Here is a 23335-nt window from a genome sequence, read left to right on the forward strand (position 1 = left end):
GCAAATCCGTACCATTTGTAGTGAAATGGTCACCTGAAGCGGGGGTGCCTGGATCTGCCAGGCTGAGAGAGTCCCTTGGAACCTGATCCGGTTTGCACCGGCGTAGGGAGCTTTGAGCCGCAGCCACACCCCCGTCATGGGCCGGTGCACCTGCGCGCCGTCGCTTCGTCTCCCTTGTTGTCCGAAGACGAATCGAATGAACCGCTGCCTTCGCCCCACCCTGCTCTCCCTCGCCCTCTGCGCCGCGCTGCCGCTGCACGCCAGCGAGGCCGAGGCGTCCCCTGATGCGGCTGCCAATGGCGCCGAACGCTCGCCGACCGAACTGGCAGCGGTGCGCGTGCAGGCCGGCAAACCGAAGGCCGATACCTCGCGCGTGAACGCCTTCGGTGGCGGCAGCTGGAAGGACACGCCGGCCTCGGTGAACGTGCTCGAGCGCGATTACCTCGATCGCCGCCAGGTGCGTTCGCTGTCCGAGCTGGCCAGCAACGATGCCTCGCTGGGTGATGCGTATGCGCCGGTGGGCTACTACCAGAACATCGCCATCCGTGGCTTCGCGCTGGACGCCGCCACCGGCTACCGCTTCAACGGCCTGTCCATCGCCGGCGAACAGCGCCTGGCGCTGGAGAACGTGCAGTCGGTGGAGATCCTCAAGGGTGAAGCCGGCCTGGCCGCAGGCGTGATGGCGCCCGGCGGCATCATCAACTACATCGGCAAGCGCCCGGCCGAAGTGCGCACCGCCACGCTCGGTACCGATTCGGAAGGCTCGCGCTACGTCGCCGTCGATGTCGGCCACTGGATCACCCCGCGCTTCGGCCTGCGCCTGAATGCCGCGTGGGATTCCAGCAATTCCTATGTCGAGCACGCCGATGGCCGCCGCAATTTCTACTCGCTCGCGACCGACTGGCTGATCGGCGAACGCGGCAAGCTGGAGGTGGACGCCAATTACCAGACCAGCTCGCAGCGTTCGGTGTCCGGCTACCAGCTGCTGGGCGCGCGTGACCTGCCGCGCGGCGTCGACCGCGAGCACCTGCTCGGCTACCAGCCGTGGCAGCGCCCGGTGGATATCGCCAGCACCAACATCAGCGCACTGCACACCTACGACTTCAATGACGCCTGGCAGTCGCGCGTGTCGGTCGGCCACAGCCGGTCGGTGATCGACGACAACGTCGCCTTCGCCTACGGCTGCTACTACGCCACGCAATGCGCCGATGGCAGCGTGCCGGGCAACTACTTCGCGCCCAATGGCGACTACGACGTCTACGACTACCGCAGCCCGGACGACACCCGCCGCAACCAGCAGGCCCGTGCCGAGCTGCGCGGCCGTTTCGAGACCGGCAGCGTCGGCCATGAGCTGACCCTCGGTGCCGACTACTTCCGCCGCACCGTGGACAAGCGCCCCAGCGTCAACGAGTACGTCGGCACCACCAACATCCACGAGGCACCGGTGCCGGTGTTCGAGCCGTCGCCGAAGATGCCCGGCCCGTCCGCACGTCGCCTGGACAGCCGCCAGACCGCCTTCTTCGCGCTGGACCGGATCAGCTTCGGTGACGACTGGCAGTGGCTGGCCGGTGGCCGCTTCGTGCGCCTCGACGAGCGCGCCTACGACAAGCGCGGCACCCCGCAGCGCCACAGCCGCCTGTCGCGCTTCCTGCCGCAGACCGCGCTGGTGTGGAAGGCCACCGACCAGCTCAACGCCTATGCCAGTTACGTGCGTGGCATTTCGCTGGGCCAGGAAGCGCCGTTCTGGACCAGCAATGCCGACACCTTCCTGCCGTCGGTGCAGTCGCGCCAGCTGGAAGTGGGCGTGAAGTACGTACCGGTCGAGGCGTTGACCCTGGGTGCGGCCGTGTTCCGCATTTCGCAGCCGTACCAGTACGCCAAGCCGGACAACAGCGACGTGGGCTACACCTTCGTCGAGGAAGGCACCCAGGCCCACACCGGCCTGGAGCTGACCGCCAACGGCCAGCTGACCGACGCATTGCAGATCGTGGCCAGTGCCAGCGTGCTGCAGGCGCGTGCGCGCGACACAGGCACGCCGGCTTATGAAGGCCATCAGCTGGTGAATGTGCCGAAGGTGCGGGCCAGCGTGCATGTGGCCTATGCGCTGCCGTTCGTGCAGGGCCTGGATGTCACTGGCGGCTGGCGTTATGCCGGTGCCAACGTCGCACGTGCCGACGGCGGCGTGCGCGCACCGGACTACTCGGTGTTCGACGCTGGTCTGCGCTTCCAGCATCGCCTGCACGAGCGTGCGGTGACCTGGAACCTGTCGGTGGACAACGTGTTCAACCGCTTCTACTGGCGCGATACCGGCAGCAGCGGCGGTGACTACTACCTGTTCCCCGGCGCACCGCGACAGGCCCGCCTGTCGGTGACGTTCGCGCTGTGAGCGGCGTGATGCTCGAGTGGACCGCCGCACTGTGCAGCATCCTTGGCGTCTGGCTGATGGCCCGGCGCCGGCTGGTGGCGTGGCCGGTGGGCCTGCTGTCGGTGACGCTGTACGGGCTGGTATTCGCCGAGGCCAAGCTGTACTCGGACACCCTGCTGCAGGTCGCCTTCGGTGGCTTCCTGATCTACGGCTGGCTCAACTGGCGGCAGCATGCCGCCGATGAGGGCAGCATCCGCATCGTGCCGCTGGCGCGCGGCAAGCTGCTGCGCGACCTGGCCATCGGCCTGTGTGGTGGCGTGGCGCTGGGTGCGGCCATGCATACCTTCACCGATGCCGCACTGCCCTGGCTGGACGCGATGCTGACCGCGCTGAGCCTGGTCGGCCAGTGGTGGCAGGCACGCCGCCACGTGGCCTGCTGGTGGGTGTGGATCGCGGTGGACGTGGTCTATGTGGGTGCGTACCTGTTCAAGTCGCTGCACGTGACCGCCGCGCTGTACGTGTTCTTCCTCGGCCTGGCCGTGTTCGGCCTGCGCGCATGGAGCGCGGCCGCGCGTGAACCGCAGGTGGCAACGCAGTAGAGCCACGCCATGCGTGGCTGGGGGCCACCGGTAGTCGCCAACCTTGGTTGGCGTGCCTGCCGACCAAGGTCGGCATCTACCAGGCATATCCACGCATGGTGTGGATCTACTGGGTAAGCACCAGGCCCAGCCGCAGCGGCTGGCGCATGTCGGCCGGTGGCGCCGCCTGCAACGGCGCTGCCTGCAGGGTCGCGCGCAGGTCTGCATCAACCTGGGCATCGCCCAGGCTGTCGAATTCCAGCTTCGAGATGCGGCCATCCGCCGCGATCCACACGCTCACCGGCAGCGGCGTCGGTGCGTCCGGATGTGCCTGCAGCCATTCCAGCACGCGCTGCGCCTGCGGGTCCTGCTCCTGCTGCAGGCGCTGCTGCAGTTGGCCCCCCACGGCGGCGGCATAGGCCATCCAGTGTGCAGGAGCTTCCTGCGCGGACACCGCAGCGCTCCCCAGTGCCAGCGCACCGAACAACGCGGCCAGCGGCCGCCACCAGCGGCGCATGCCGGTTCTGTTCCCTGTCATGGCCATCACCTGCTCCTGCACTCGCATCCAACAGCAGATGGTCGGGGCGGTAGATGACAGGCAGATGGCGGTCGCCGCTGCCCGGCGCGATCAATCGCCCAGATCGGCCAGCACTTTGCGCGAGGGCGCGAAGAAGGTCACGCCGGTGGTGGCGGTGGAGAAATCGAGGATGCGGTCGTGCAGCGGCGCGGGATTGCCGATGAACATGCGCTCGAGCATCTTCTCGATCACCCACAGGCGGCGGGTGTAACCAATGAAATAGGTGCCGTACTCGCCACGGCCCGGGTTGGCGAACGGCATGTTGTCGCGCAGGATCTCGTGCTCGCCGTCGGCGTCTTCAATGGTGCACAGGGTCTTGTGCGACTTCTGCGCATCCGCCGGCGCATCATCCAGCTCGATGTTGTCGTGCTTGGTGCGGCCGATGATCGCTTCCTGCGCCTCGGTCTTCTGTGCGCGCCAGGCATCAAGGTTGTGCAGGTACTTCTGCACCACCACATAGCTGCCACCGGCATGTTCGGGATCTTCTTCGCCCACGATGGTGGCTTCCGGCAGCGACAGCCCTTCCGGATTGGCGGTGCCATCGACGAAATCGAGCAGATCGCGGCCATCGAAATAGCGGAAACCGGCTACGTCATCGACCGCTTCCACCGCATCGCCGAAGGCCATCAGCAGGTTGCGCTCGAACGCCACGATCAGGTCCATGGTGCGTGCACGGATGTGGTACAGCAGGTCACCCGGCGTGGACACGGCGGTGTGGGTCGCGCCCTTGATCTCGCGGAACGGCTGCAGCTCACGCGGCGGCGTGGTGCCCACCAGCGGCTTCCACACGCGGTGACCAATGGCCACGTTGCAGGTGAAGGTGCGCTCGATCTCGCGGATGGCGGTGTTCTTGATCAGGTCATCGGTGCTGGCCAGGACCTCGCGTGCCTTCGCGATCGACGCCTCGTCGTCCTTCACCTTCAGCACCAGGAACGCCGCCGAATGGGTCAGTGGCGCAGTGATCTGCTGCGGCTCGTTGTCGAGCGTGTGGTTGAGGGCGGTGATCGGTGCGGGCTGGGAGTTCACGGCGGTTCCTGCTGGCTTGAGGCGGGCGCATCGCGTGGCGATGTGCGGGCGATCATAGCGGAACCACCTGGCCGGGGACGGAGCGGTTCTCGTTCCGTCCACCAGCGGAGGTACGAAGACCTCAATCCACATCACTCCAGACCGCCAACTCGTAGCCATCCAGATCGCGGAACTGGAAGCGGCGGCCACCGGGGAACGCGAACACCGCCTGCACCACCTCGCCCCCAGCGGCAGTCACACGCTGCTGTGCATCGGCCAGGTCCGCGCAGTAGAGGATCACCAGCGGCCCGCCGTGGGCACGCACCGGCGCGTCGGCCACGAAGCCGCCTTTCAGGCGGCCATCGTCGAACTCGGTGTAGGCCGGCCCGTAGTCGGTGAAGTGCCAACCGAACACCTCGCCGTAGAAGCGTTTGCTGCGGGCAATGTCGGCGACGTTGAATTCGATGTTGTCGATGCGGCATTCGGCATCGTGGGGTGCGACGTGGCTCATGGCGTGGCTCCGTGGTGGGAGCCCCAGCTTCAATCAGCGCGGCATCGAGGTCTTGAACGAAACGGCCATCATTGGCCCCATTCGAGGCGCAGTTCGCGTGCTGTCATGCCACCCAGCTCACGCGCCTCGCGACTGAGATGGGCCTGGTCGGCATAGCCAGCCTCGGCGGCCAGCATCGCCAGCGAGTGCTGCGGCAGCGCGCGGCTGTGGCGAAGAAAACGTTGCAGGCGCAGGATCCGCTCCAGCGTCTTGGTGCCGTAGCCGAACTGCGACTGGCTGAAGCGCCGCAGGCTGCGCGGACTCAGGCTCAGGCGTGCCGCCAGCGTATCCAGCGTGGCGTCACCAATGGCGAGCGCCTGGAACAGGGCATGTGCACGCTGCGCCGGGGTATCGAGCGCGGACGCACCCATATGCTGTTGCAGGCAGTGCGCCATCCGCTGCAGGCGCTGTGCAGGCGCGGTGTCACCAATGGAGGCCGCCGCCTTGCTCGCCCACGCGCCCTTCAGATCGGCCAGTGGCACGGCCTGGCCGATGATCTCGGCCAGGGGCAGGCCCAGCGCGGCCAATGCCTGGCCGGGACGAAAGCGTGCCCCCAGCACCTGCGCACCGGGTGCCAGCGCCGGGTGCGCGGCCACGCGGTCCGGGCCGACCACGAACAACCCACCGTCGCGCCAGAGGATATCCACGCAGCCATCGGGCAGTACGGTGATGTGCCCATCGGCATCGGCAGGAAGCTGGCTCTGCCACAGCTGGCCAAAGTGGCCGCGCAGCGGCGCAGGCGCCGGATGCTCCTGGTAGGCCGTGCCAGTACCTGCGAGGGGGGAAGAGTCGCCCATGCCGCATTGTCGCGCTACAGGGCCCATAAAAGTGAAGCCCGGCGCGAGGCCGGGCTTCGGTTGGCGTGTGGGAGAGAGAGAGAGTCACACGCCAGCACAACACGCACTAACGACAGGCGTTTGTTACCAGGTGAAGCGCGGGCCCACGAACCACTCGCGGTCGCCAGCCTTGGCCAGCTTCACTTCGCCGCTCAGGCCCCAGTTCTGGTTGAACTTGGCGGTGGCGCCGACACGGCCGTAGAACTCGCCGTCCGGGTTGTAACCGTGCTTCTTGCTGAAATCTTCGTAGCCGGCCATCACGTAGCCTTCCACGTACGGGTTGAACGCGGTGCGCACGCCCACTTCAGTGGAGTAGCCGTTGAAGTCCAGGCCGCGCTTCTCGTCGTACTTCTGGTACGCAACACGGGCCACCAGATCGGTGTTCGGTGCGATGCCGTAGTTGTAGCCGACACCCAGGCGCCACTGGTCGACGTCATTCTTGAACTTGTCGGTTTCCTGGGCGCTGTAGTCGCCAAAGACGTGGAAGTTCGGGTGCACCGCAACGGAACCCTTCACCTTCCAGCCATCGGCGTCGCCGCCCTTGGCATCGGTGTTCACGTAGCCGCCTTCAACGTAGTTGTACGACAGGCCATCGGTTGCCGATGCAGCGAACGGCAGGGCAGCCAGAAGACCCAGGGCAAGCAGCGAATTCTTGTTCATCGGGACACACCTTTAATTATTTTGGTTTCGTCGACCGCCTCCCGGGAGGGGGAGAGAAAGGAGGCGGTCGACAGGTGTGAATTATCCGTTAGGGGGTCTAATCAACCCTGAATATTGAACTGACTGGTGTATAAATAAGGCTGGCGTTCAGGGAACTCTGCATGGCACCGCTGCCGGCTTCTCATACGCACCACGCTCGATGCTTGATGTGGGCACTGATCCTGATCGCCTCGCCGGTCGCGCTGCTGCAGGCACAGGCGGCTGAGCGCATCGTTTCTGCCGGGCACATCGTCGTGCAGACAGACGATGTCACGCGCTTCTTCAAGGTGATGGACGCCAACCAAGGGCGCCCAAGCGCCGATGAACTGCAACACGGCTATCTGGATGCGGGTACGGATGCCCTGCGCAGCTTCACCGACAGCCGTATCGGCTCGATGGAGCGGCTGGCCAGGGCCATCCAGGACAAGCCGGCATTGTTTGCGAAAGCGAGAACCTGCGCGACCGCATTGCCATCGATCCGCACGCGCGTCGCCGCTGCCGTCGATCAGCTGGGCGCCTTGTTGCCGTCTGCGCGCTTTCCCCCGGTCACCGTACTGGTGGGCCGCGGCAACAGTGGTGGCGTGACCACCGAAGCAGGCGTGGTCATCGGCCTGGAAGCGCTGTGCAACGCCGACTGGATGCAGGCCGATGTCAGTGACCGCTTCGTGCATCTGATCGCCCATGAGTATGTGCACGTGCAACAGCCTGGTGCACGCGTGGAGGTCGAGCAGCCCACCCTGCTCTATCAGACGCTGCTGGAAGGCGGCGCCGAGTACGTGGCCGAACGGATCTCCGGGCAACCGGCCAACGCGCATCTGCAGCGTTGGACGCAGGGTCGTGAGTGTGCGCTGGAGCGCGCGTTCCTGCAGGACAGCATGGGCACCGATCTTTCGAGGTGGCTGTACAACGGCCCCGGCGACGATGCGCGCCGTGGAGATCTCGGTTACTGGATCGGCTACCGCATTGCCCATGCCTACGTTGCGCGCGCGCCCGACACGCGCAACGCCATCGCCGAACTGCTGAATGTCCAGCCTGGAAACGCTGCAGCGCTGCTGGAAGCAAGTGGATGGCAGCCTGCGTGCGGAGCAGGCGAAAGCGCGCAGGCGCAGATACCGTGATGCCGGCTTCATGCTGGTGAATGGGTGATATTGAACAGGCACAAGGCGCTTGACCGGCGCAGATCAGCTCGCCTGATCCCGCTTGTTAAGGTTTGTTGATTTACAGGCCTTCACAGCCCATCCACGTACTCAAATTCCAGCTGAAAGCGCTTGGTAGCGACGGGAACAAACGCCGCTATATTCCAGCTTCCCCAGACGAAGGAGGGAGTGCAATGAACCTGAACCCGCAACACATGAAGACGGCCCGCGCACTTGCTGTAGCGCTCATCGCCACCGTCAGCCTTGGCGCCTGCGCCTCTTACAAGAACGAGTTTGCAACCATCAACTCGCGTCTCGATCAGCTCGACGTCAAGGTGCAGGGTGCTGCGCAGAGTGCGGAGTCCGCCAACCAGTCCGCACAGCAGGCCAACCAGCGTCTGGACCAGATCGAAGGCCGCGTGCAGCAGCTTGAAAGGGCACCGGCCGGCCGCAAGCCGCGCGGGTAATCGCTCCCTCACTGCTTGAATTGATCCATCTCTGTATCGGGAACCAGTGGCCTTCGCCGGCCACTGGCGTCCTTCCACCCAAGACTGCATTGCAAGGAGCCGTCTCATTCGTACCTACTCCTCCCCTGCACGCCGCGCCCTCCATGCCGCACTGGCCATGGCACTGGTCGTTGCGTGCAGCGGCGTAGCCAACGCCAGGGACAAGGACGCACCTGCATCACCGGTAGCCGCCGTTGATGAACTTCCGGCTGACCAGAGCGTGTCCGAAACGGTGATCGAACTGGCCGGCTGGGTCGTCGCCAGCAAGGACAACCAGGGCTATCCGTTTGCAGTCATGGACAAGGCGGCGGCGCAGGTTCTGATCTTCAGCGGTGACGGCAAGCTGCGTGGCGCGGCACCGGCGCTGTTCGGTTCGGCTATCGGCGATCATTCCGCACCCGGCGTCGCCAAGCTCGCACTGAGCGCGATTCCCGGCCACGACCGCACCACGCCGGCCGGCCGCTTCATCGGTGGCTACGGCCCCTCCGACGATGCCGGGCGCGTGCTGTGGGTGGATTACGATTCCGCGGTTTCAATGCACCCGCTGCCGCCGGGCAGCCCGAAGGAAAAGCGTGCCGAACGACTGGCATCGCCCACGCCGGACGACAACCGCGTCACCCACGGTTGCATCAATGTCTCGCCCGCGTTCTACGGGCAGATCGTGCAGCCCATGTTCGAGAAGGGCGGCGTGTTCTACATCCTGCCGGACAAGGATTCGATCGCGAAGACCTTCCCGGAGTTCGCGCAGAGCCGCGGGGATGCGAAGGACGAAGACGAGAAGGGCGCGCGGCGCGCAAGCAAGTAATACGCTCGTCGGCAGATTGGAATTCAGGAAGCCGTAGCCCCTGCAGCCCGCGCCAATGCTGCGGCATGCGCGTCGCCCTTCCGCTCGCTGTAGCGGTCCACCAGGTAGTCCGACCGCCCTCGCGTCAGCAGCGTGAACTTCACAAGCTCCTCCATCACATCCACCACGCGGTCGTAGTACGGCGAGGGCTTCATGCGCCCATCGTCATCAAATTCCTGCCAGGCCTTGGCCACCGATGACTGGTTGGGGATGGTCAGCATGCGCATCCACCGGCCGAGCACGCGTAGCGTATTGACGGTGTTGAACGACTGCGAGCCGCCGCTCACCTGCATCACCGCCAGCGTCCTGCCCTGCGTGGGCCGCACGCTGCCATCTTCCAGCGGCAACCAGTCGATCTGGTTCTTGAACACGCCGGTGACCGTGCCATGCCGCTCGGGGCTGACCCAGACCTGGCCTTCCGACCACTGCGACCACGCACGCAACCGCTGCACTTCGGGGTGGCTCGTGTCCACGCTGTCGAGCATGGGCAGCGCATGCGGATCGAACATGCGGGTTTCGCACCCCAGGTGGCGCAGCAATCGCTCGGCTTCCAGTGCCAGCTTGCGGCTGAACGACTGCGGCCGAAGCGAGCCGTAGAGCAGGAGGATGCGTGGTGGCCCCAGCTCTGCGGCGGCAAGCTGGCGGTGATCGGGCTGGGGCAGCGAGGCGTCTACCAGGTTCGGCAGGTGGGCACTTGTGATTGGCTTATTCATTCGACTATTCTAGAAATATGGAAACGTCGAATGCAATCGCCGCCCTCACCGCCCTCGGCCATGCCACCCGCCTGGCTGCCTTCCGCCTGCTGGTGGAGGCTGGCCCGGCAGGGCGCATGGCAGGCGACATCGCCACGGCCCTGCGCGTGCCGCCGGCCACGCTCAGCTTCCACCTGAAGGAGCTGGTGCAGGCCGGGCTGGTGGAGAGCGAAAGCCAGGGCCGCCATGTCTGCTATCGGGCCAACTTCGATGCCATGAACGGCTTGATCGAGTACCTGACGCACAACTGCTGCGCGGGCTCGCCGGACGAGCGGTGCGCGGTGAGCGAACCGGCATGCAGGTGCTGAGATGAAGCCAGACCCCGTGATTCGTGCCGGCACACGCGACGACCTGTCCTCCATCCGGGACCTTCTGCAGCAGGCGCAGTTACCCATGGCCGATCTGGAAAGCAGCAAGGTCGTGTTTTTCGTCGCAGACCTCGACGGCGTCCCCGTGGGCGCCGTTGGATTGCAGGTTTTCGGCGCCTCGGCGCTGCTCCGCTCCCTGGTGGTGTCTGATGACCGACGCGGCACCGGCCTTGGGCGCGCATTGCTGGCAGTGGCCGAAGAGGTGGCCTGCCGTATGCAGGTCAGGGAACTGGTGCTGCTGACAACATCGGCAGGCACGTGGTTCGCGCGGCACGGCTATGCCGGATGTGATCGCGCGCAGATAGCGGAGGCGATCCGCAGCTCTGCCGAGTTCACTCGTCTCTGCCCGGCCAGCGCGCTTTGCATGTCCAAACCGCTCACTGACCATGGAAGCCACATGACCCGCAATGTCCTCTTCCTCTGCACCGGCAACAGCGCCCGCAGCGTGCTTGCCGAATCCACTTTGCGTGCCTGGGGCGGCGATCGCTTCACCGCCTTCAGTGCCGGCAGCCAGCCCACCGGCCAGGTCAATCCGTTCGCACTGGCGCAGCTGCAGGCCGAAGGCATGCCGATCGATGGGCTGCACAGCAAATCGTGGGATGTGTTCGTGGACGCGGCCCCGATGGACCTGGTCATCACCGTATGCGATTCGGCGGCCGCCGAAGCTTGCCCAGTGGTGTTCGGTGACTTCATCCGCAGCCACTGGGGCCTGCCCGATCCGGCGGCCGTCGCGGGTAGCGATGCCGACAAGGCCGCAGCATTCGCGCAGGCCCATGCCATCGTGAAGCTGCGACTGCGTGCATTGCTCGCGCTGCCCGAATCGTTGTGGTCCGACCGCACGACGCTGCAGCACGCGCTGGACCGGATCGGCCGGCTGCTGCCGACCGACGGCGCGCAGTGACGGTGCCACTGCCATGAGCCTGTTCGAGCGACACCTGACGCTGTGGGTTGTGCTGTGCATCGCGGCTGGCACCCTGCTGGGCCACTTCCTGCCCGGCGCTTTTGCCGCGCTGGCATCCGCAGAGGTCGCCAAGGTCAACCTGCCGGTTGCGGTGCTGATCTGGCTGATGATCATCCCGATGCTGCTGAAGGTCGACTTCACTGCGATGCGCCAGTTGCAGCAGCACTGGAAGGGCATCGGCGTGACGCTGTTCATCAACTGGGCGGTGAAGCCGTTCTCAATGGCGCTGCTGGGCTGGCTGTTCCTGCGCCATGCCTTCGCCGACTGGTTGCCCGCAGCACAGATCGACAGCTACATCGCCGGGCTGATCCTGCTGGCGGCCGCGCCCTGCACCGCCATGGTGTTCGTGTGGAGCAACCTGTGCCGTGGCGATGCCAACTTCACCCTGAGCCAGGTGGCGTTGAACGACGCGATCATGGTGGTTGCCTACGCGCCGGTGGTTGCACTGCTGCTGGGCCTGTCCGCGATCACCGTGCCGTGGGATACCCTGCTGCTGTCGGTGGGCCTCTACATCGCGGTGCCGGTGCTGGTGGCGGCGTTGCTGCGGCGCTGGATACTGATGCGTCGTGGCGAGGCGGCATTGCAGCGGGTGCTTCGCAAGCTTGGGCCCGTCTCGCTGTGCGCGCTGCTGCTCACACTGGTCCTGCTGTTCGGCTTCCAGGGCCGACAGATCGTGGAGCAGCCGCTGGTGATCGCACTGATTGCGGTGCCGATCCTGATCCAGGTCTATTTCACTTCCGGCCTGGCCTACCTGCTCAATCGTCGCCTGGGCGTGGCGCATTGCGTGGCCGGCCCTTCGGCGTTGATTGGTGCCAGCAATTTCTTCGAACTGGCGGTAGCCACCGCGGTGGGACTGTTCGGCGTGCATTCGGGGGCTGCGCTGGCGACGGTGGTTGGTGTACTGATCGAGGTGCCGGTCATGTTGTCCGTGGTGCGGATCGTGAACCGTACTCAAGCCTGGTACGAGAGACGCGAAGAGCACTGACACACCGGAGTGCGCCGAAGTCGATTTACGTTCTTCGCCCCGCACTGTCGTCATCGGCCTGGTGGAGTGCCCGTACGCCACGTCATCAACTTCGACCCATGTCGCATATTCCCCATGCCGCTACGGACGTTGCGGCGCCTGCGTCTGCGACGGCTTAACAGCATGCAAAAATGCCAAAAGCGTCTTTGATCCAGCGTTGAATGCAACTCTTCTGATTGGCGTTGCGCAGCGACGGCGGTACAGATGGTGGGCCGCCGGAAAATGGGTGGCCGGGCCTCGAAAACCCGTTAGATCACGAACGTTGTTTGCGCTTGCCAGCCGGCGTCACCCCGCGTGGCGCCGGCTGGCATTCCGTCTGCCGGCTATGGCGGGCGGAGCGTGGAGGCCTTGCGCCTGCCGGTCTTGTTCGTGATCTCCCGGTTTTCGAGCCACGTCTCCGCCCGCCACCTCTATGTGGCGGTTACCGTCTGTCCTGCACGGAGCCCTTGCCATGAGCACACCCGAATCCTCCCGCCTGCGCGCGCAGTACGTGCCCGCCAACGCGGACGCGCCCTCGGAAGCACTGCACCCGCACGATCCGCACGGTTTCATCGCCACGCTCGACCGCATCGGCAAGGGCGCGGCCGCCGACGGCCAGCCCTGGCCCGAACGTCATCAGATGCCAGGGCGCCGCATGGCGCTGGCCGACGCGGACTGTGCGTTGGCCGGGCTGCGCGTGGCGCTGGAAATGCTGCTGGCTGCCGAGCGCGTACGCCAGAACGGGCCCGAGGAGGAATACGTGGGCGACCGCGTGATGGAGGGCCTGATGATGGCCAGTCTGTCGCTGGCCGCACAGGTCAGCGCACGCATGCGGCCGGAAGGGTGATACGGGGAACAACGCTCACTGCAGCGCCGGGCACGGCCCGGCGCTGCAGAGCGCGCCACATCACTCGCAGAGCACGCTGTCTTCCTTCAACGCGGCATCCTGCAGTGGCTGGCGCTGTTCGATCTGCGCACGCTGTTCCGCCGTCGGCTCGCCCAGCCACCACACACGGCAGCGCGCGGTAAGACGGCCGACCAGCTTCGACTGATCGGGCGAGTACAACATCGCCAACGCGGTGCCGGGGCAATCGTGGGCCTGGCAGGCGGTGTAGAACCACCACGGCTCGCCCTGCAGCACCAGCAGCTCGCCAGGGCCACTGGGTCCGCTCAACAGGCGCTTGCGCAGCGACGGAATGTCCTTGTCGCTGGATTCGGCGTCCTGCGTGCCCTTCATCAACGCATCGAACGCGGCCAGCACCTTCGGGTCCTTGCGGCCGCAGTCATCCACGGTGTTGCCGCCCACCAGAGTAAAGAAGTGGGTCGCCAGCGGATTGTCCGCGCAGGTCAGTTCGCCGCCGGCGGCCGGGTCTTCCGGCTCGCCTTCGTTGTCCCACACCGCAGGGTCCACGCCTTCTTCGATGGACGGTTCCTTCTCGACCACGGTGGCCGTGGCGGCCGGTGCTTCGGTGGTCGGCGCTGGCGCCGCAGCAGGTGCAGTCCCGCCAGTCTTCTCCGGTGCCTGTCCGCAGGCTGCCAACAGCGCGGCCATCATCGCCATCCCTGTGATTCGCATCTTCATTCCGTGTCCTTGTCTGATCTGCGCTGCATCCGCCGAATCTGCGGCCGCGTGATTCTAACCAGCACCGCGCTAGGATGCGTTCGCAGCTTCCCGTCATCGCCTGGAGCCGGACGCATGCGCCGTAGACCACTCGCCATGATCTTCTGCAGTGCCCTGCTGCTGGCAACGCCGGCAATTTCCCACGATGCAGAAGGCACGACGTCTGCGCGCCTCCTGCCCGCACCGCTGGATCGCGTACTGCGCGATTACGAGCAGGCGTGGCGCACCGGTGATGCCAAGGCACTGGCTGCACTGTTCGCCGAAGATGGCTTTGTGCTGCAGAGCAACCAGCCGCCGGTGCGCGGCCGCAGCGCGATCGAGGCCGCGTATGCCGGCCAGGGCAGCAGCCCGTTGCGGTTGCGTGCGCTGGCCTACGCCGTGGAAGAAAACACGGGTTACATCATCGGTGCCTACAGTTACGGCAACAACGTGGGCGATACCGGCAAGTTCACGCTCGCGCTGAAGCGTGAGGGGGATGGGCCGTGGGTGATCTTCTCGGACATGGACAACAGCAACGCGCGGCCGCGCGCGCGGTGATGAATGCCGCCGGGCATGGCCCGGCGCTACCGGGCACCAACCAAGGTTGGCAGCTACCAGAAGCGGGTTCCGTCCTAGATCCACGCTATGCGTGGATGGGGCGCGCACAAAAAACCCCGGCACTGGGCCGGGGTTTTTCGATTCACTTGAACAGCGTGTCCGGGTATTCCGGTTTCTGTTCCCGCGCCAGCAGTGCGCGCAGGCCTTCTTCCGGCGTCTGCTCGCCGTGCAGCACGGCGCGCACGCGGTCGGAAATCGGCAGGTCGATGCCATGGCGGCGTGCCTGTCGCATCACTTCGTCGGCGGTCTGCACCGACTCGACAACCTGGCCGATTTCGCGCACGGCATCCTGCAGCGTCTGGCCACGGCCCAGGGCCAGGCCCAGGCGGCGGTTGCGCGACAGGTCGCCGGTGCAGGTCAGCACCAGATCGCCCAGGCCAGCCAGGCCCATCAGCGTTACCGGCTTGGCGCCGATGGCAGCGGCCAGGCGCAGCATCTCGTTGAGGCCACGCGTGATCAGGCCGGCACGAGCGTTCAGGCCCAACTGCATGCCATCGGCCACGCCGGTGGCAACGGCCAGCACGTTCTTCATCGCACCGCCCAGCTCGGCACCGACCATGTCGTCGCCGGTGTAGGCGCGGAACGCTGGGCCATGCATCGCTTCGGCCACCGTCTGCGCGAACTCGGGCACGTCGCCGTGCACGGTGATCGCGGTCGGCAGGCCCTGGGTCACTTCCTTGGCGAACGACGGGCCGGTGACCACGGCCAGCGGCACATCCTCACCCAGCACTTCGCGCGCTACTTCATGCAGGAAGCGGCCCGAACCGGGCTCGAAGCCCTTGGTGGCCCAGGCCACGCCGGCACCGGCCGGGCGCAGCGGCGCCAGCGCACGCACGGTTTCACCGAAGGCGTGCGACGGGGTCACCACCAGGATCCAGGCCGCGCCCTCCACCGCCGACGCCAGGTCGGTGGTGGCACGCAGGCTGTCCGGCAGCGGGATGCCCGGCAGGTAACGCGGGTTCTCGTGGCGCTGGTCGATGGCTTCGACCACGGCAGCGTCGCGCCCCCACAGCACGGTCGGGTGACCGTGCCGTGCGAGCAGGCTGGCCAGCGCGGTTCCCCAGGAACCGGAGCCAAGCACGGCGATCTTGTCAGCGGGAGTGCTCATCCGTGACGTCGCGGCAGGAATCAGGCGTTGCCAGCCGGCTCGGAGTCAGCCAGCGACGGTGCGTCGCCCTGCTCCTGGCGCTGGCGCAGGGTTTCTGCGTACAGGCCTTCGAAGTTGATCGGCTGCAGGAAGAACGGCGGGAAGCCGCCGGCCTGGATCAGGTCGCTGACCAGCTGGCGCACGTACGGGAACAGGATGTTCGGGCACTGGGTGCCGAGCAGCACGTCGATCGACTGCGGGTCCAGGCCGACCAGGCCGAACACGCCGGCCTGCTTCACTTCGGCCACGTAGGCGGTGCGCTCACCGGCCTGGCAGGTCAGGGTCACGGCCAGCACGACTTCGAAGGCGTTCTCACCCAGGCGCTGCACCTGCTGGTTCAGGTTCAGCTGCAGCTCCGGCTGCACCTGGTCATTGAAGATGGTCGGAGCGTTCGGCGACTCGAAGGAGACGTCCTTGACGTAGATCTTCTCGACGGTGAAAGCGGGGCCGGTGGCGGCATCGACCGGCGCAGCGGCGCCGTTGGTGATCTCTTCGGACATTTCCAGTAACTCCAATGAATGCAATGAAAACGATGGTCGAACTACTGCGATGGGGGCGGGATCAGGCCCATACAAGGCCGGATCCGCCACCTGCGGCAATCAGTTGCGGCCCTTGACCAGCGGCAGCTCGGCCTGCTGCCAGGCGGGAATGCCGCCGTCGAGCACGTAGACCTTCTCGAAACCGGCCTTCTTCAGCGCCTTGGCGGCGGTTTCCGAGGCGTTGCCGCTGCGGCACACCAGCACCACCGGCGACTGCCTGGCGTTGGCCACCAGCTTGTGGTCCGGGCCGAAGGCACTGGCCTGGGCGTTGCGGCTGCCGGCAATGTGGCCCTTCTCGAAGTCACCGCTGGCCGACAGGTCGACCACCACCGTGCCGCCCGCGTTGATCAGCTGGGTCAGTTCGGCGGGCTTGATGCCCTTGAAGCCCCGGAACAGGCGGCGGATCTCGGTGACGATGATGGCCACGGTCAGGCCGACCAGGGCCGCGGACAGCATCGGGTTTCGGCCTGCAAAGGCCAGCAACTCTTCGTAATTCACTCAGGTCACGGGTCGATTAAGCGGGCGCCGATTGTCGCACAAGCCGGACGCGGCCCGTCACTGCCCCTTCCACAGGTCCGGCAGGCCGGCGGTCTGCCACCAGCGCTTGGCTTCCGGGTCCCAGCGCCAGCGCTCGACCACCACCACGGTGCGCTCGGCCTGGGTGTTCTGGTTGATCACCCCGATTTCGACTCGGCGCTCGACCAGGCCGCCATCCAGCGCGGCGCTGCTGCGCTCGCGGTAGGACGACACGCGCAGCTGTGCGTAGCGGTTGAGCTCGAACTCGGTCGGCGGCTTTTCCTTGCGCAGCGTGGGGTCCAGATAGCCGATCGCATCGTCCATGCTGCCCCAGCGGATGGTGGCGCCGTAGGCGATCTGGGTCTCTTCCAGCAACTTGCGCTGCTTGCGGCTGAGGTCGTCGGCCGACGCCACGGCGCTGACCAGCAGCAGGGAACACATCAGGAACTGGATGAGGCGGCGCATCGGTGGTTTCCCCAGGACGTCAGCCTGCCATCCTACCCTTTGGCGAAGGCAACGAAGCGACCGCTGAACTCGGCGGCCGGCTTGCCATCGGCGCCGGGCTGGGTGGCGATGATGCTGATGCGGGCCTTGCGGCGCTGCCGGAAGGTATTCAGGAAGGCATCCCAGCCGCTGGCTTCGGCCGCTTCGGCATGGGCATGCAGGTCTTCGTAGACCGGGGCCAGGTAGCGCAGGTTGCTGTCGGCCACGTAGACCTCGGCATCGTGGCCGGCCAGGCGCAGGCGCAGGCTGACCAGTGCCCAGCCGGACAGGGTCAGCACCGAGGCCAGGCTGCCACCGAAGGCGTTGCCCTTGTCGTTGACGTTGGCGGCCAGCGGCGCGGTGATGCGCAGCACGCCATCGGCATAGCCATCGAGCTGGATCTGCATGGCGCGCACCGCCGGCATGCAGTCCAGCACGTCCTGCAGGGCGGCCAGCGAGGAAGTCAGAGCATCAACGGACATCGGAGCAGCGACCACGACAACGAAGGGCCCGCATAATGCAGGCAATGGCCGACCATACGATACCCACTGGCGCCGCCGGTTCCGAGCCGGGCTGGACCTTCATTTCGCTGCGACCGCAGGGCCAGAATTCCGCGCTGCGCCGCGCCGTTGCTGGGCTGGGCGGGCATGTGGTGGCCCTGCCGCCCTGGCGTCTGCAGCGCCTGAACGGCACGCCAGTGGTGCGTCAGCTGCAACGCACGCTGAACTGCGATCGGGTGGTGTTCACCAGCCCAGCCGCCGTTACTGCGGCCGCCACCCTGCTGCCACTGGCCGAAGCACAACGCAGCCCGTGGCTGACCGTGGGCGAAGGCACCGCGCGCGCGCTGCGGGCGCAGGGCGTCGCCGAGGTGCATGCACCGCAGCGGATGGACAGCGAGGGGCTGCTGGCGCTGCCGGTGCTGGCCAATGTACAGGGCCTGTGCATCGGCCTGGTCACCGCCCCTGGCGGGCGCGGCCTGATTGCCGCGCAACTGCAGGCGGCGGGCGCCATGATCGAACGCGCCGACGTCTACCAGCGCCGATTGCTGCGCCTGCCGCCCCGCACATTGGCTCGATTGGCGCATTCAGCGCAGCCGTGGGTGCTGGCGGTCAGCAGTGGTGAGGCGTTGCTGCATTTCTGGCAGCAGCTTCCGCCGGCATTGCAGCAACGCTTTCAGGCGCTGGCCACCGTGGTCGTGGCCAGCGAACGGCTCGGCGAACAGGCGCACGCATTGGGGCTGCAACGCGTGGTGCGCGCGGCCGGGCCCACCACGGCACAACTGGTGGCCGCTGCACACGCCACGCTCACCGTCCCGGCAGCGACCTGAACAGGGACGTGGGTCACGCTTGCCGCTGTGGTCGGCAACAGTGATGCTGTGCACAACGCGGCCTGCCGGAACCTGACCGGCGACGTTGCCGACAAGGAAGCCCCATGAACGAGACTCCGCCCGTTTCCCCGCCCCGTCGACCTGTGCGCTGGCTGTTGCCGCTGGCCGGGGTGGTCGTGCTTGGCGTGGGCGGCTATGCCGGCTGGTACGTCTGGCAACAGCAACAGCACGAACAGGAAGCGCAGGCACAGACCACGGCCGTGCAGCTGCAGGGCCTGCAGGCGACGCTGGATGCATTGCGCCGCGACCAGCGCGCGACCAGCCAGCGCCTGCAGGATGCGGCGACCACCAACCGCGTGCTGCGCGACGAGATGCTGGGCCTTTCGCAGCGCAGTGCATTGCTGGAAGAGAACCTGGCCAAGCTGGCCGACAGCGCCAACCAGGGCCGCCAGGCGGTACAGCGCGATGAGGCCGAGCTGCTGTTGACCCAGGCGGCACAGCGACTGAACTACGCCGACGACGTGGAAGGCGCACGCCGCCTGTATGCACAGGCCGCCACCGCGTTGGCCGATCTGCCCGACAGCGACGGCCTGAATCTGCGCCAGGCCCTGGTGCAGGAGCGCGATGCACTGGATTCCCTTGGTGCCGGCCCGCGCGCGCAATCGCTGCAGCGCCTGGATAGCCTGGCCAAAGCCCTGCAGGGCCTGCCCTCGCAGGTAACAGGCGACAGCGCGCCCGACGCCGGCAAAACCTGGTGGCAGGCCACGCTGGCCCCGTTCGTGGACATCAGCCCCAGCCGCCAGAACGGTCCGCTGACCGCCGCCGAACGCCGCAATGCAGACGATGCACTGCAACTGGAACTGACCTTGGCGCGCGCCGCGATCGAACGTGGCGACCGCACCGGCCGCGATACTGCGCTGGCACGCGTGGAGCATTGGGCGCAACGGCGCTGGCCGGATTCACCGGCCCTGCGCGCGCAACGTGCTGAACTGAAGGCCTTGCGCGAGCTTCCGCTGCAGGCCAGCAATGCTGTTCTTGGCAGCACCCTGCAGCAGCTGCGTACCCAGACCGACCGGAGGTAATCCCACATGAAACCCCTGCAATCCCTGGTCGTGCTGTTGCTGGCCGTGGCCATCGGCGTGGTTGCCGCGCAATGGCTCGGCGCCGATGACCTCAACCGCTTCGGCGAAGTGACTCTGCGCTACGGCGGCTACGACTACCACAGCAACCTGCCCAAGGTGGCGCTGCTGTCGGTGATCGCGGTGCTGGTACTGTGGCTGCTGTGGAGCCTGATCGCTGCACCGTTCCGCGCCTGGGGCCGCTACCGCCGCAAGCAGGGCCGGGTGCGCCTGATCGACGGCCTGCAGGCCTATGAGCACGGCCAGTGGCAGCGTGCCGAGAAGCTGCTGGACGGCGCCGCCAAGGATCCGGAAGTGAGCGCGGTGGCGCTGGCCAACGCCGTGCGCAGTGCGCAGGCGCGTGCCGACGGCCCCGCCGGTGAAGCGCTGCTGCAGCGCCTGGGCGAAAGCGATGCCACCCTGCAGGCGCTGCTGCGCGCCGAACAGCTGCTGGCGCGCGATCTGCCGGTGGATGCAATCAACGCATTGGACGTGGCGGCGATCCAGCCGCTGCCGCCGCGCGGCCTGTGGCTGCGCACCGAAGCACTGGCACAGGCCGGCCGCGCCCACGAGGCGTATGGCCAGCTGGGTGCACTGCGCCAGAGCAAGGTGCTGCCGGCCGACGCCAACAGCGAACTGGAAGCACGCCTGGCCGCACAGGCGCTGCTGGAAGCGGCCGACGTCAACGCGCTGGCCGCGCAGTGGGAAGCCACGCCGAAGGCGCTGCGCCCGACCCCGGACGTGGTCGGCGCGTATGCCAGCCGCGCGGTGGCCCTGAACTGGGACGAGCCGGCGCTGCTGGCGCTGGAACAGGCCCTGGACCATCGCTGGGACGACGAACTGGTGGCGCTGTATGGGCGCCTGCCGGCCGAGCGCCTAGCCACCCGCCAGAGCAACCTGGCGCGCTGGCGCAACGTGCATGACGAGTCGGCCGCGCTGCGCCTGGCACAGGGCCGCGTGGCCCTGGCCCAGCAGCAGTGGGATGCCGCCGATGCGTTCCTGCATGAGGCCATCGCCGCCGGCGCTGGTGCTCCTGCGTGGGAAGCACTGGGTGAGCTGTTCGCGCAGCGTGGCGAGCACGCGCTGGCCGCGCAATGCCTGGCCAATGCGCTGCGACTGCAGCGCGGCGAGGACAGCGTGGAGCTGGTGCGCGGCATTGAAGCACCTGCACGGGCCACGGTGGAAGAGCAGCCCATCACGGTGCAGCCGCCGGTGTATGACGCCAACGAAGAGCGCGACGAATTTGGTAATCCGCGGTTGCCGTAAGCATGGCTGAGGTGTGCCGACCAACGGTCGGCACCCACCGGAGCCACCAACGAAAACGCCGCCCATCGGGCGGCGTTTTCATGTGTGGAACCCGGTAGTCGCCAACCTTGGTTGGCGTGCGGTCGCAACAATCAGCGTTCGACGATCGCCACCACGCCCATGCCGCCGGCGGTGCAGATCGACACCAGCGCGCGGCCGCCGCCGCGTTCGGCCAGCTGCTTGGCGGCCGTAGCAATCACGCGGGCACCGGTGGCAGCGAACGGGTGGCCGGTGGCCAGCGACGAACCCAGCAGGTTGATCTTGTCCGGGTCGATGCGGCCCATCGGTGCATCCAGGCCCAGGCGGTTGCGGCAGTAATCCTCGCTCTCCCACGCACGCAGGGTGCACAGCACCTGCGCGGCGAAGGCTTCGTGGATCTCGTAGATGTCGAAGTCCTGCAGGGTCAGGCCATTGCGCTTGAGCATCTCCGGCACAGCCACGGTCGGTGCCATCAGCAGGCCTTCACCATGCACGAAATCAACGGCCGAGACGTGGGCATCACGCAGGTACGCCTGCGGTTCGTGGCCGTGTGCGCGGGCCCATTCCTCGCTGGCCAGCAGCACCGCGGCAGCGCCATCGGTGAGCGGGGTGGAATTGGCTGCGGTCAGGGTGCCGCGGCCGGAGACCTTGTCGAAGGCCGGCTTCAGCGTGGCGAGCTTTTCCAGCGAGGTATCCGGGCGCAGGATGTTGTCGCGCTCGACGCCACGGAACGGTGCGATCAGGTCGTTGAAGAAGCCACGCTCATAGGCGGCAGCCAGCTTCTTGTGCGACGACACCGCCCACTCGTCCTGCGAGTCGCGCGAGATGTTCCATTCCTTGGCCATGTCCTCGCAATGGTCACCCATGCTCTTGCCGGTGCGCGGCTCGGCCACGCCCGGGAACTCGGGCTTCAGTTCGGAGAACTTGAAGCCGGCGGTGAGCGCACGGATCTTGTCGCCGGTGCTCTTGGCACGGTTGGCGGCCAGCAGGCGCGCGCGCAGCTTCTTGCCGTAGACGATCGGCACGTCGGAGGTGGTGTCCGAACCACCGCCGATGCCGGATTCGATCTGGCCCAGCGCGATCTTGTTGGCGACGGTGATGATGCTGTCCAGCGAAGTACCGCAGGCGCGCTGCAGGGTGATGCCCGGGGTCAGCGGCGACAGGCCGGAGGACAGCGTGGCTTCGCGGCCCAGGTTCCAGTCGCTGGAGTGCTTGATCACCGCCCCCATCGCCACTTCACCCAGCTGCTGGCCGTGCAGGCCGAAACGTTCGACCAGCGCGCCCAGCGTACGGACCGACATGCCGAGGTTGCCGACATCCGAATACGCGGTGTTCTGGCGGCAGAACGGAATGCGGACGCCACCGAGGATGGCGACGGGACGAGCGTTGGGCATGGAGATACCTGGCATGGATGAGGGTGTCTGCAACATGGCCTGCACGGCGGAGCAGGCATAATGGAGCCAAGTGTAGCTGCCGCCCTGTGATGGGCCAACCGTGGAACCATGAGCAAACCCGACCCCGCGATGAATGCCCTTGGCGTGCTGGCCCTGGAACTGGCCGGCGGCGAAATCCCCCGCCAGGCGGTACTCAGCGCCGAACAGGCCGGTGAACTGGCCGATCGCGTCGGCCGCGACCTGTCCAAGCTGGTGCCGCAGGTGGCCGAGCTGGACCTGGTGTTCGCCGCCGCCCATTTCGACCCGGCCGAAGTGCTGCGCCCGGGCTGGCCGATCCATCGCCGGCTGGAAGAACTGCAGATGCGTGCGCCGGGCCGCAACCAGGGCCCGCGCCTGCTGGCGTTCGGTACCGACGCCCAGGGTGACGTGCCGCTGCCGTTCCAGGCCGATGCCAGCCTGGTGGGTGGTGGCCTGCGTGTGGTGCCGTTCCTGCTGGCCGGCAGTGACGTGGCCACCACCCATGCGGTGGCCGAGGCGCTGGAAGATACGCTGCTGGCCAACGGCATGGCCCATGCCGACACCGCGTTGATGGCGCAGAACACCTTTGGTGCCCGCATCGAGCACGCACGCTATTTCACCGTGAATGATCTGGCCGCGATGATGTCGATGCAGTACGACAACCAGGGCCTGGCAGCGCTGTGGCCGCTGATCGAGACGGCGATCATGGCCCCGGGCGAGGACGAGTGGCTCAATGCCGCGCCCGAGCCGCTGCTGCGCTATACCCATGGCGAGGCACGCATGGCGCTGTTCGACCCGGCCGGCTGGTGCGCGCACTACGATCATGGCAAGAACGACTGCGACCGCCTGAAGGGCATCTACGAGCAGTTCCTGATGCGCCAGCGGCAGATGGCCGCCGTGCTGGAAGCACATGGCGTGCCGGTGTTGTTCGTGCACTGCGAGGCCGGGCAGGACGCGCGCGAGCTGCTGGCGCGCTGATCTGCGGATGCGCGCCGCCGGGCATGGCCCGGCGCTACCGTGCAATTGCGTTTCGCCGGGGCGCGACCGCCGTGCGTATTGCTGTAGAGGGGGGAGAAAGAACGCGGCGCGGAACACGAAGGAAAAAAAAAAA

The 23335-nt window shown here is 66.8% G+C and carries 27 protein-coding genes, 1 pseudogene and 1 riboswitch; of the genes and pseudogenes, 15 read left to right on the forward strand and 13 right to left on the reverse strand.

What is annotated here, in order from left to right; translation table 11 throughout:
* Positions 1 to 30: 30 nt before the first annotated feature.
* Positions 31 to 126: riboswitch (TPP riboswitch) on the forward strand.
* Between the two features lie 70 nt (positions 127 to 196).
* Both ACTJJM_RS13045 and pnuC read left to right on the forward strand, forming a co-directional pair.
* A complete protein-coding gene (locus tag ACTJJM_RS13045; protein WP_440865725.1) occupies positions 197 to 2386 on the forward strand; it encodes a TonB-dependent receptor in 2190 nt (729 codons plus the stop codon).
* An 8-nt stretch (positions 2387 to 2394) separates the two neighbouring features.
* The gene (gene pnuC / locus ACTJJM_RS13050) at positions 2395 to 2964 is read left to right on the forward strand and encodes a nicotinamide riboside transporter PnuC (protein ID WP_043400696.1); all 570 of its coding nucleotides are present in this window, start codon (positions 2395 to 2397) and stop codon (positions 2962 to 2964) included.
* A 106-nt stretch (positions 2965 to 3070) separates the two neighbouring features.
* On the opposite strand, the gene ACTJJM_RS13055 is transcribed toward pnuC, so the two are convergent.
* The 5 genes from ACTJJM_RS13055 to ACTJJM_RS13075 form a co-directional block, all read right to left on the reverse strand.
* On the reverse strand, positions 3071 to 3487 hold the full coding sequence (locus ACTJJM_RS13055; RefSeq protein WP_043400701.1) for a hypothetical protein: 417 nt from the start codon (positions 3485 to 3487) through the stop codon (positions 3071 to 3073).
* A gap of 84 nt (positions 3488 to 3571) precedes the next feature.
* The gene (locus ACTJJM_RS13060; protein ID WP_049480473.1) at positions 3572 to 4546 is read right to left on the reverse strand and encodes a Dyp-type peroxidase; all 975 of its coding nucleotides are present in this window, start codon (positions 4544 to 4546) and stop codon (positions 3572 to 3574) included.
* 121 nt (positions 4547 to 4667) lie between these two features.
* Positions 4668 to 5036 carry a VOC family protein gene (locus ACTJJM_RS13065; protein ID WP_043034959.1) on the reverse strand — a complete coding sequence of 123 codons (369 nt, stop codon included), beginning with the start codon at positions 5034 to 5036 and terminating at the stop codon, positions 4668 to 4670.
* Positions 5037 to 5104: 68 nt separating this feature from the next.
* The gene (locus ACTJJM_RS13070; protein WP_109814527.1) at positions 5105 to 5872 is read right to left on the reverse strand and encodes a helix-turn-helix transcriptional regulator; all 768 of its coding nucleotides are present in this window, start codon (positions 5870 to 5872) and stop codon (positions 5105 to 5107) included.
* Positions 5873 to 5995: 123 nt separating this feature from the next.
* Positions 5996 to 6571, reverse strand: a complete 576-nt coding sequence (locus tag ACTJJM_RS13075; protein WP_004134798.1) for an OmpO family porin — start codon at positions 6569 to 6571, stop codon at positions 5996 to 5998.
* A gap of 206 nt (positions 6572 to 6777) precedes the next feature.
* On the opposite strand from ACTJJM_RS13075, the gene ACTJJM_RS13080 reads away from it, so the two are divergent.
* The 3 genes from ACTJJM_RS13080 (at position 6778) to ACTJJM_RS13090 (ending at position 9057) form a co-directional block, all read left to right on the forward strand.
* Complete coding sequence (locus ACTJJM_RS13080) at positions 6778 to 7728, forward strand: DUF2268 domain-containing putative Zn-dependent protease (protein WP_197576822.1); 951 nt, start codon at positions 6778 to 6780, stop codon at positions 7726 to 7728.
* Between the two features lie 212 nt (positions 7729 to 7940).
* Positions 7941 to 8213, forward strand: a complete 273-nt coding sequence (locus ACTJJM_RS13085; RefSeq protein ID WP_010487149.1) for a hypothetical protein — start codon at positions 7941 to 7943, stop codon at positions 8211 to 8213.
* A gap of 157 nt (positions 8214 to 8370) precedes the next feature.
* On the forward strand, positions 8371 to 9057 hold the full coding sequence (locus ACTJJM_RS13090; RefSeq protein WP_043034949.1) for a hypothetical protein: 687 nt from the start codon (positions 8371 to 8373) through the stop codon (positions 9055 to 9057).
* 23 nt (positions 9058 to 9080) lie between these two features.
* Here ACTJJM_RS13090 and arsH read toward each other — a convergent pair whose 3' ends face one another.
* Entirely contained in the window at positions 9081 to 9809 is a 729-nt protein-coding gene (gene arsH / locus ACTJJM_RS13095) for an arsenical resistance protein ArsH (RefSeq protein WP_049454282.1), read from the reverse strand.
* A gap of 17 nt (positions 9810 to 9826) precedes the next feature.
* Between arsH and ACTJJM_RS13100 the strand changes: the two genes are divergently transcribed.
* The 5 genes and pseudogenes from ACTJJM_RS13100 (at position 9827) to ACTJJM_RS13120 (ending at position 13027) form a co-directional block, all read left to right on the forward strand.
* A complete protein-coding gene (locus ACTJJM_RS13100; RefSeq protein WP_049454280.1) occupies positions 9827 to 10156 on the forward strand; it encodes an ArsR/SmtB family transcription factor in 330 nt (109 codons plus the stop codon).
* Position 10157: 1 nt separating this feature from the next.
* Positions 10158 to 10577: pseudogene (gene arsN2, locus ACTJJM_RS13105) on the forward strand (arsenic resistance N-acetyltransferase ArsN2); the annotation flags it as partial.
* A gap of 36 nt (positions 10578 to 10613) precedes the next feature.
* Positions 10614 to 11117, forward strand: a complete 504-nt coding sequence (locus tag ACTJJM_RS13110) for an arsenate reductase ArsC (protein WP_049480513.1) — start codon at positions 10614 to 10616, stop codon at positions 11115 to 11117.
* Positions 11118 to 11130: 13 nt separating this feature from the next.
* The gene (gene arsB / locus ACTJJM_RS13115) at positions 11131 to 12162 is read left to right on the forward strand and encodes an ACR3 family arsenite efflux transporter (protein WP_010487158.1); all 1032 of its coding nucleotides are present in this window, start codon (positions 11131 to 11133) and stop codon (positions 12160 to 12162) included.
* Positions 12163 to 12652: 490 nt separating this feature from the next.
* A complete protein-coding gene (locus ACTJJM_RS13120) occupies positions 12653 to 13027 on the forward strand; it encodes a hypothetical protein (protein WP_010487161.1) in 375 nt (124 codons plus the stop codon).
* Positions 13028 to 13087: 60 nt separating this feature from the next.
* On the opposite strand, the gene ACTJJM_RS13125 is transcribed toward ACTJJM_RS13120, so the two are convergent.
* Positions 13088 to 13762 (reverse strand): Ivy family c-type lysozyme inhibitor, encoded by a 675-nt coding sequence (locus tag ACTJJM_RS13125; protein ID WP_019338210.1) that lies wholly within the window; start codon positions 13760 to 13762, stop codon positions 13088 to 13090.
* A gap of 135 nt (positions 13763 to 13897) precedes the next feature.
* On the opposite strand from ACTJJM_RS13125, the gene ACTJJM_RS13130 reads away from it, so the two are divergent.
* A complete protein-coding gene (locus ACTJJM_RS13130) occupies positions 13898 to 14338 on the forward strand; it encodes a YybH family protein (protein ID WP_440865750.1) in 441 nt (146 codons plus the stop codon).
* Positions 14339 to 14480: 142 nt separating this feature from the next.
* Here the strand turns inward: ACTJJM_RS13130 and ACTJJM_RS13135 are convergent, their stop codons facing one another.
* The 5 genes from ACTJJM_RS13135 to ACTJJM_RS13155 all read right to left on the reverse strand — a co-directional run bounded on the left by ACTJJM_RS13135 (position 14481) and on the right by ACTJJM_RS13155 (position 17565).
* Complete coding sequence (locus tag ACTJJM_RS13135) at positions 14481 to 15506, reverse strand: NAD(P)H-dependent glycerol-3-phosphate dehydrogenase (protein WP_440865730.1); 1026 nt, start codon at positions 15504 to 15506, stop codon at positions 14481 to 14483.
* A 20-nt stretch (positions 15507 to 15526) separates the two neighbouring features.
* Positions 15527 to 16045 (reverse strand): protein-export chaperone SecB, encoded by a 519-nt coding sequence (gene secB, locus ACTJJM_RS13140; protein ID WP_004153553.1) that lies wholly within the window; start codon positions 16043 to 16045, stop codon positions 15527 to 15529.
* Positions 16046 to 16144: 99 nt separating this feature from the next.
* Positions 16145 to 16582, reverse strand: a complete 438-nt coding sequence (locus tag ACTJJM_RS13145; RefSeq protein ID WP_010487170.1) for a rhodanese-like domain-containing protein — start codon at positions 16580 to 16582, stop codon at positions 16145 to 16147.
* Positions 16583 to 16639: 57 nt separating this feature from the next.
* A complete protein-coding gene (locus ACTJJM_RS13150; protein WP_010487173.1) occupies positions 16640 to 17065 on the reverse strand; it encodes a hypothetical protein in 426 nt (141 codons plus the stop codon).
* 32 nt (positions 17066 to 17097) lie between these two features.
* Positions 17098 to 17565: a YiiD C-terminal domain-containing protein gene (locus ACTJJM_RS13155; protein WP_008266702.1), complete on the reverse strand. Its 468-nt coding sequence runs from the start codon at positions 17563 to 17565 to the stop codon at positions 17098 to 17100.
* Positions 17566 to 17600: 35 nt separating this feature from the next.
* Between ACTJJM_RS13155 and ACTJJM_RS13160 the strand changes: the two genes are divergently transcribed.
* The 3 genes from ACTJJM_RS13160 (at position 17601) to ACTJJM_RS13170 (ending at position 20794) form a co-directional block, all read left to right on the forward strand.
* Positions 17601 to 18410 carry a uroporphyrinogen-III synthase gene (locus tag ACTJJM_RS13160; RefSeq protein WP_440865733.1) on the forward strand — a complete coding sequence of 270 codons (810 nt, stop codon included), beginning with the start codon at positions 17601 to 17603 and terminating at the stop codon, positions 18408 to 18410.
* A gap of 104 nt (positions 18411 to 18514) precedes the next feature.
* Positions 18515 to 19492, forward strand: a complete 978-nt coding sequence (locus ACTJJM_RS13165) for a uroporphyrinogen-III C-methyltransferase (RefSeq protein WP_049410061.1) — start codon at positions 18515 to 18517, stop codon at positions 19490 to 19492.
* A gap of 6 nt (positions 19493 to 19498) precedes the next feature.
* Positions 19499 to 20794 (forward strand): heme biosynthesis HemY N-terminal domain-containing protein, encoded by a 1296-nt coding sequence (locus tag ACTJJM_RS13170; RefSeq protein ID WP_019338206.1) that lies wholly within the window; start codon positions 19499 to 19501, stop codon positions 20792 to 20794.
* Positions 20795 to 20925: 131 nt separating this feature from the next.
* On the opposite strand, the gene ACTJJM_RS13175 is transcribed toward ACTJJM_RS13170, so the two are convergent.
* Positions 20926 to 22221 carry an acetyl-CoA C-acetyltransferase gene (locus ACTJJM_RS13175; RefSeq protein WP_029550824.1) on the reverse strand — a complete coding sequence of 432 codons (1296 nt, stop codon included), beginning with the start codon at positions 22219 to 22221 and terminating at the stop codon, positions 20926 to 20928.
* Between the two features lie 93 nt (positions 22222 to 22314).
* On the opposite strand from ACTJJM_RS13175, the gene ACTJJM_RS13180 reads away from it, so the two are divergent.
* The gene (locus ACTJJM_RS13180) at positions 22315 to 23202 is read left to right on the forward strand and encodes a hypothetical protein (protein WP_329833604.1); all 888 of its coding nucleotides are present in this window, start codon (positions 22315 to 22317) and stop codon (positions 23200 to 23202) included.
* Positions 23203 to 23335: the final 133 nt, after the last annotated feature.

This window comes from Stenotrophomonas sp. 22692, assembly GCF_052045015.1.
Lineage (GTDB): Bacteria > Pseudomonadota > Gammaproteobacteria > Xanthomonadales > Xanthomonadaceae > Stenotrophomonas > Stenotrophomonas geniculata.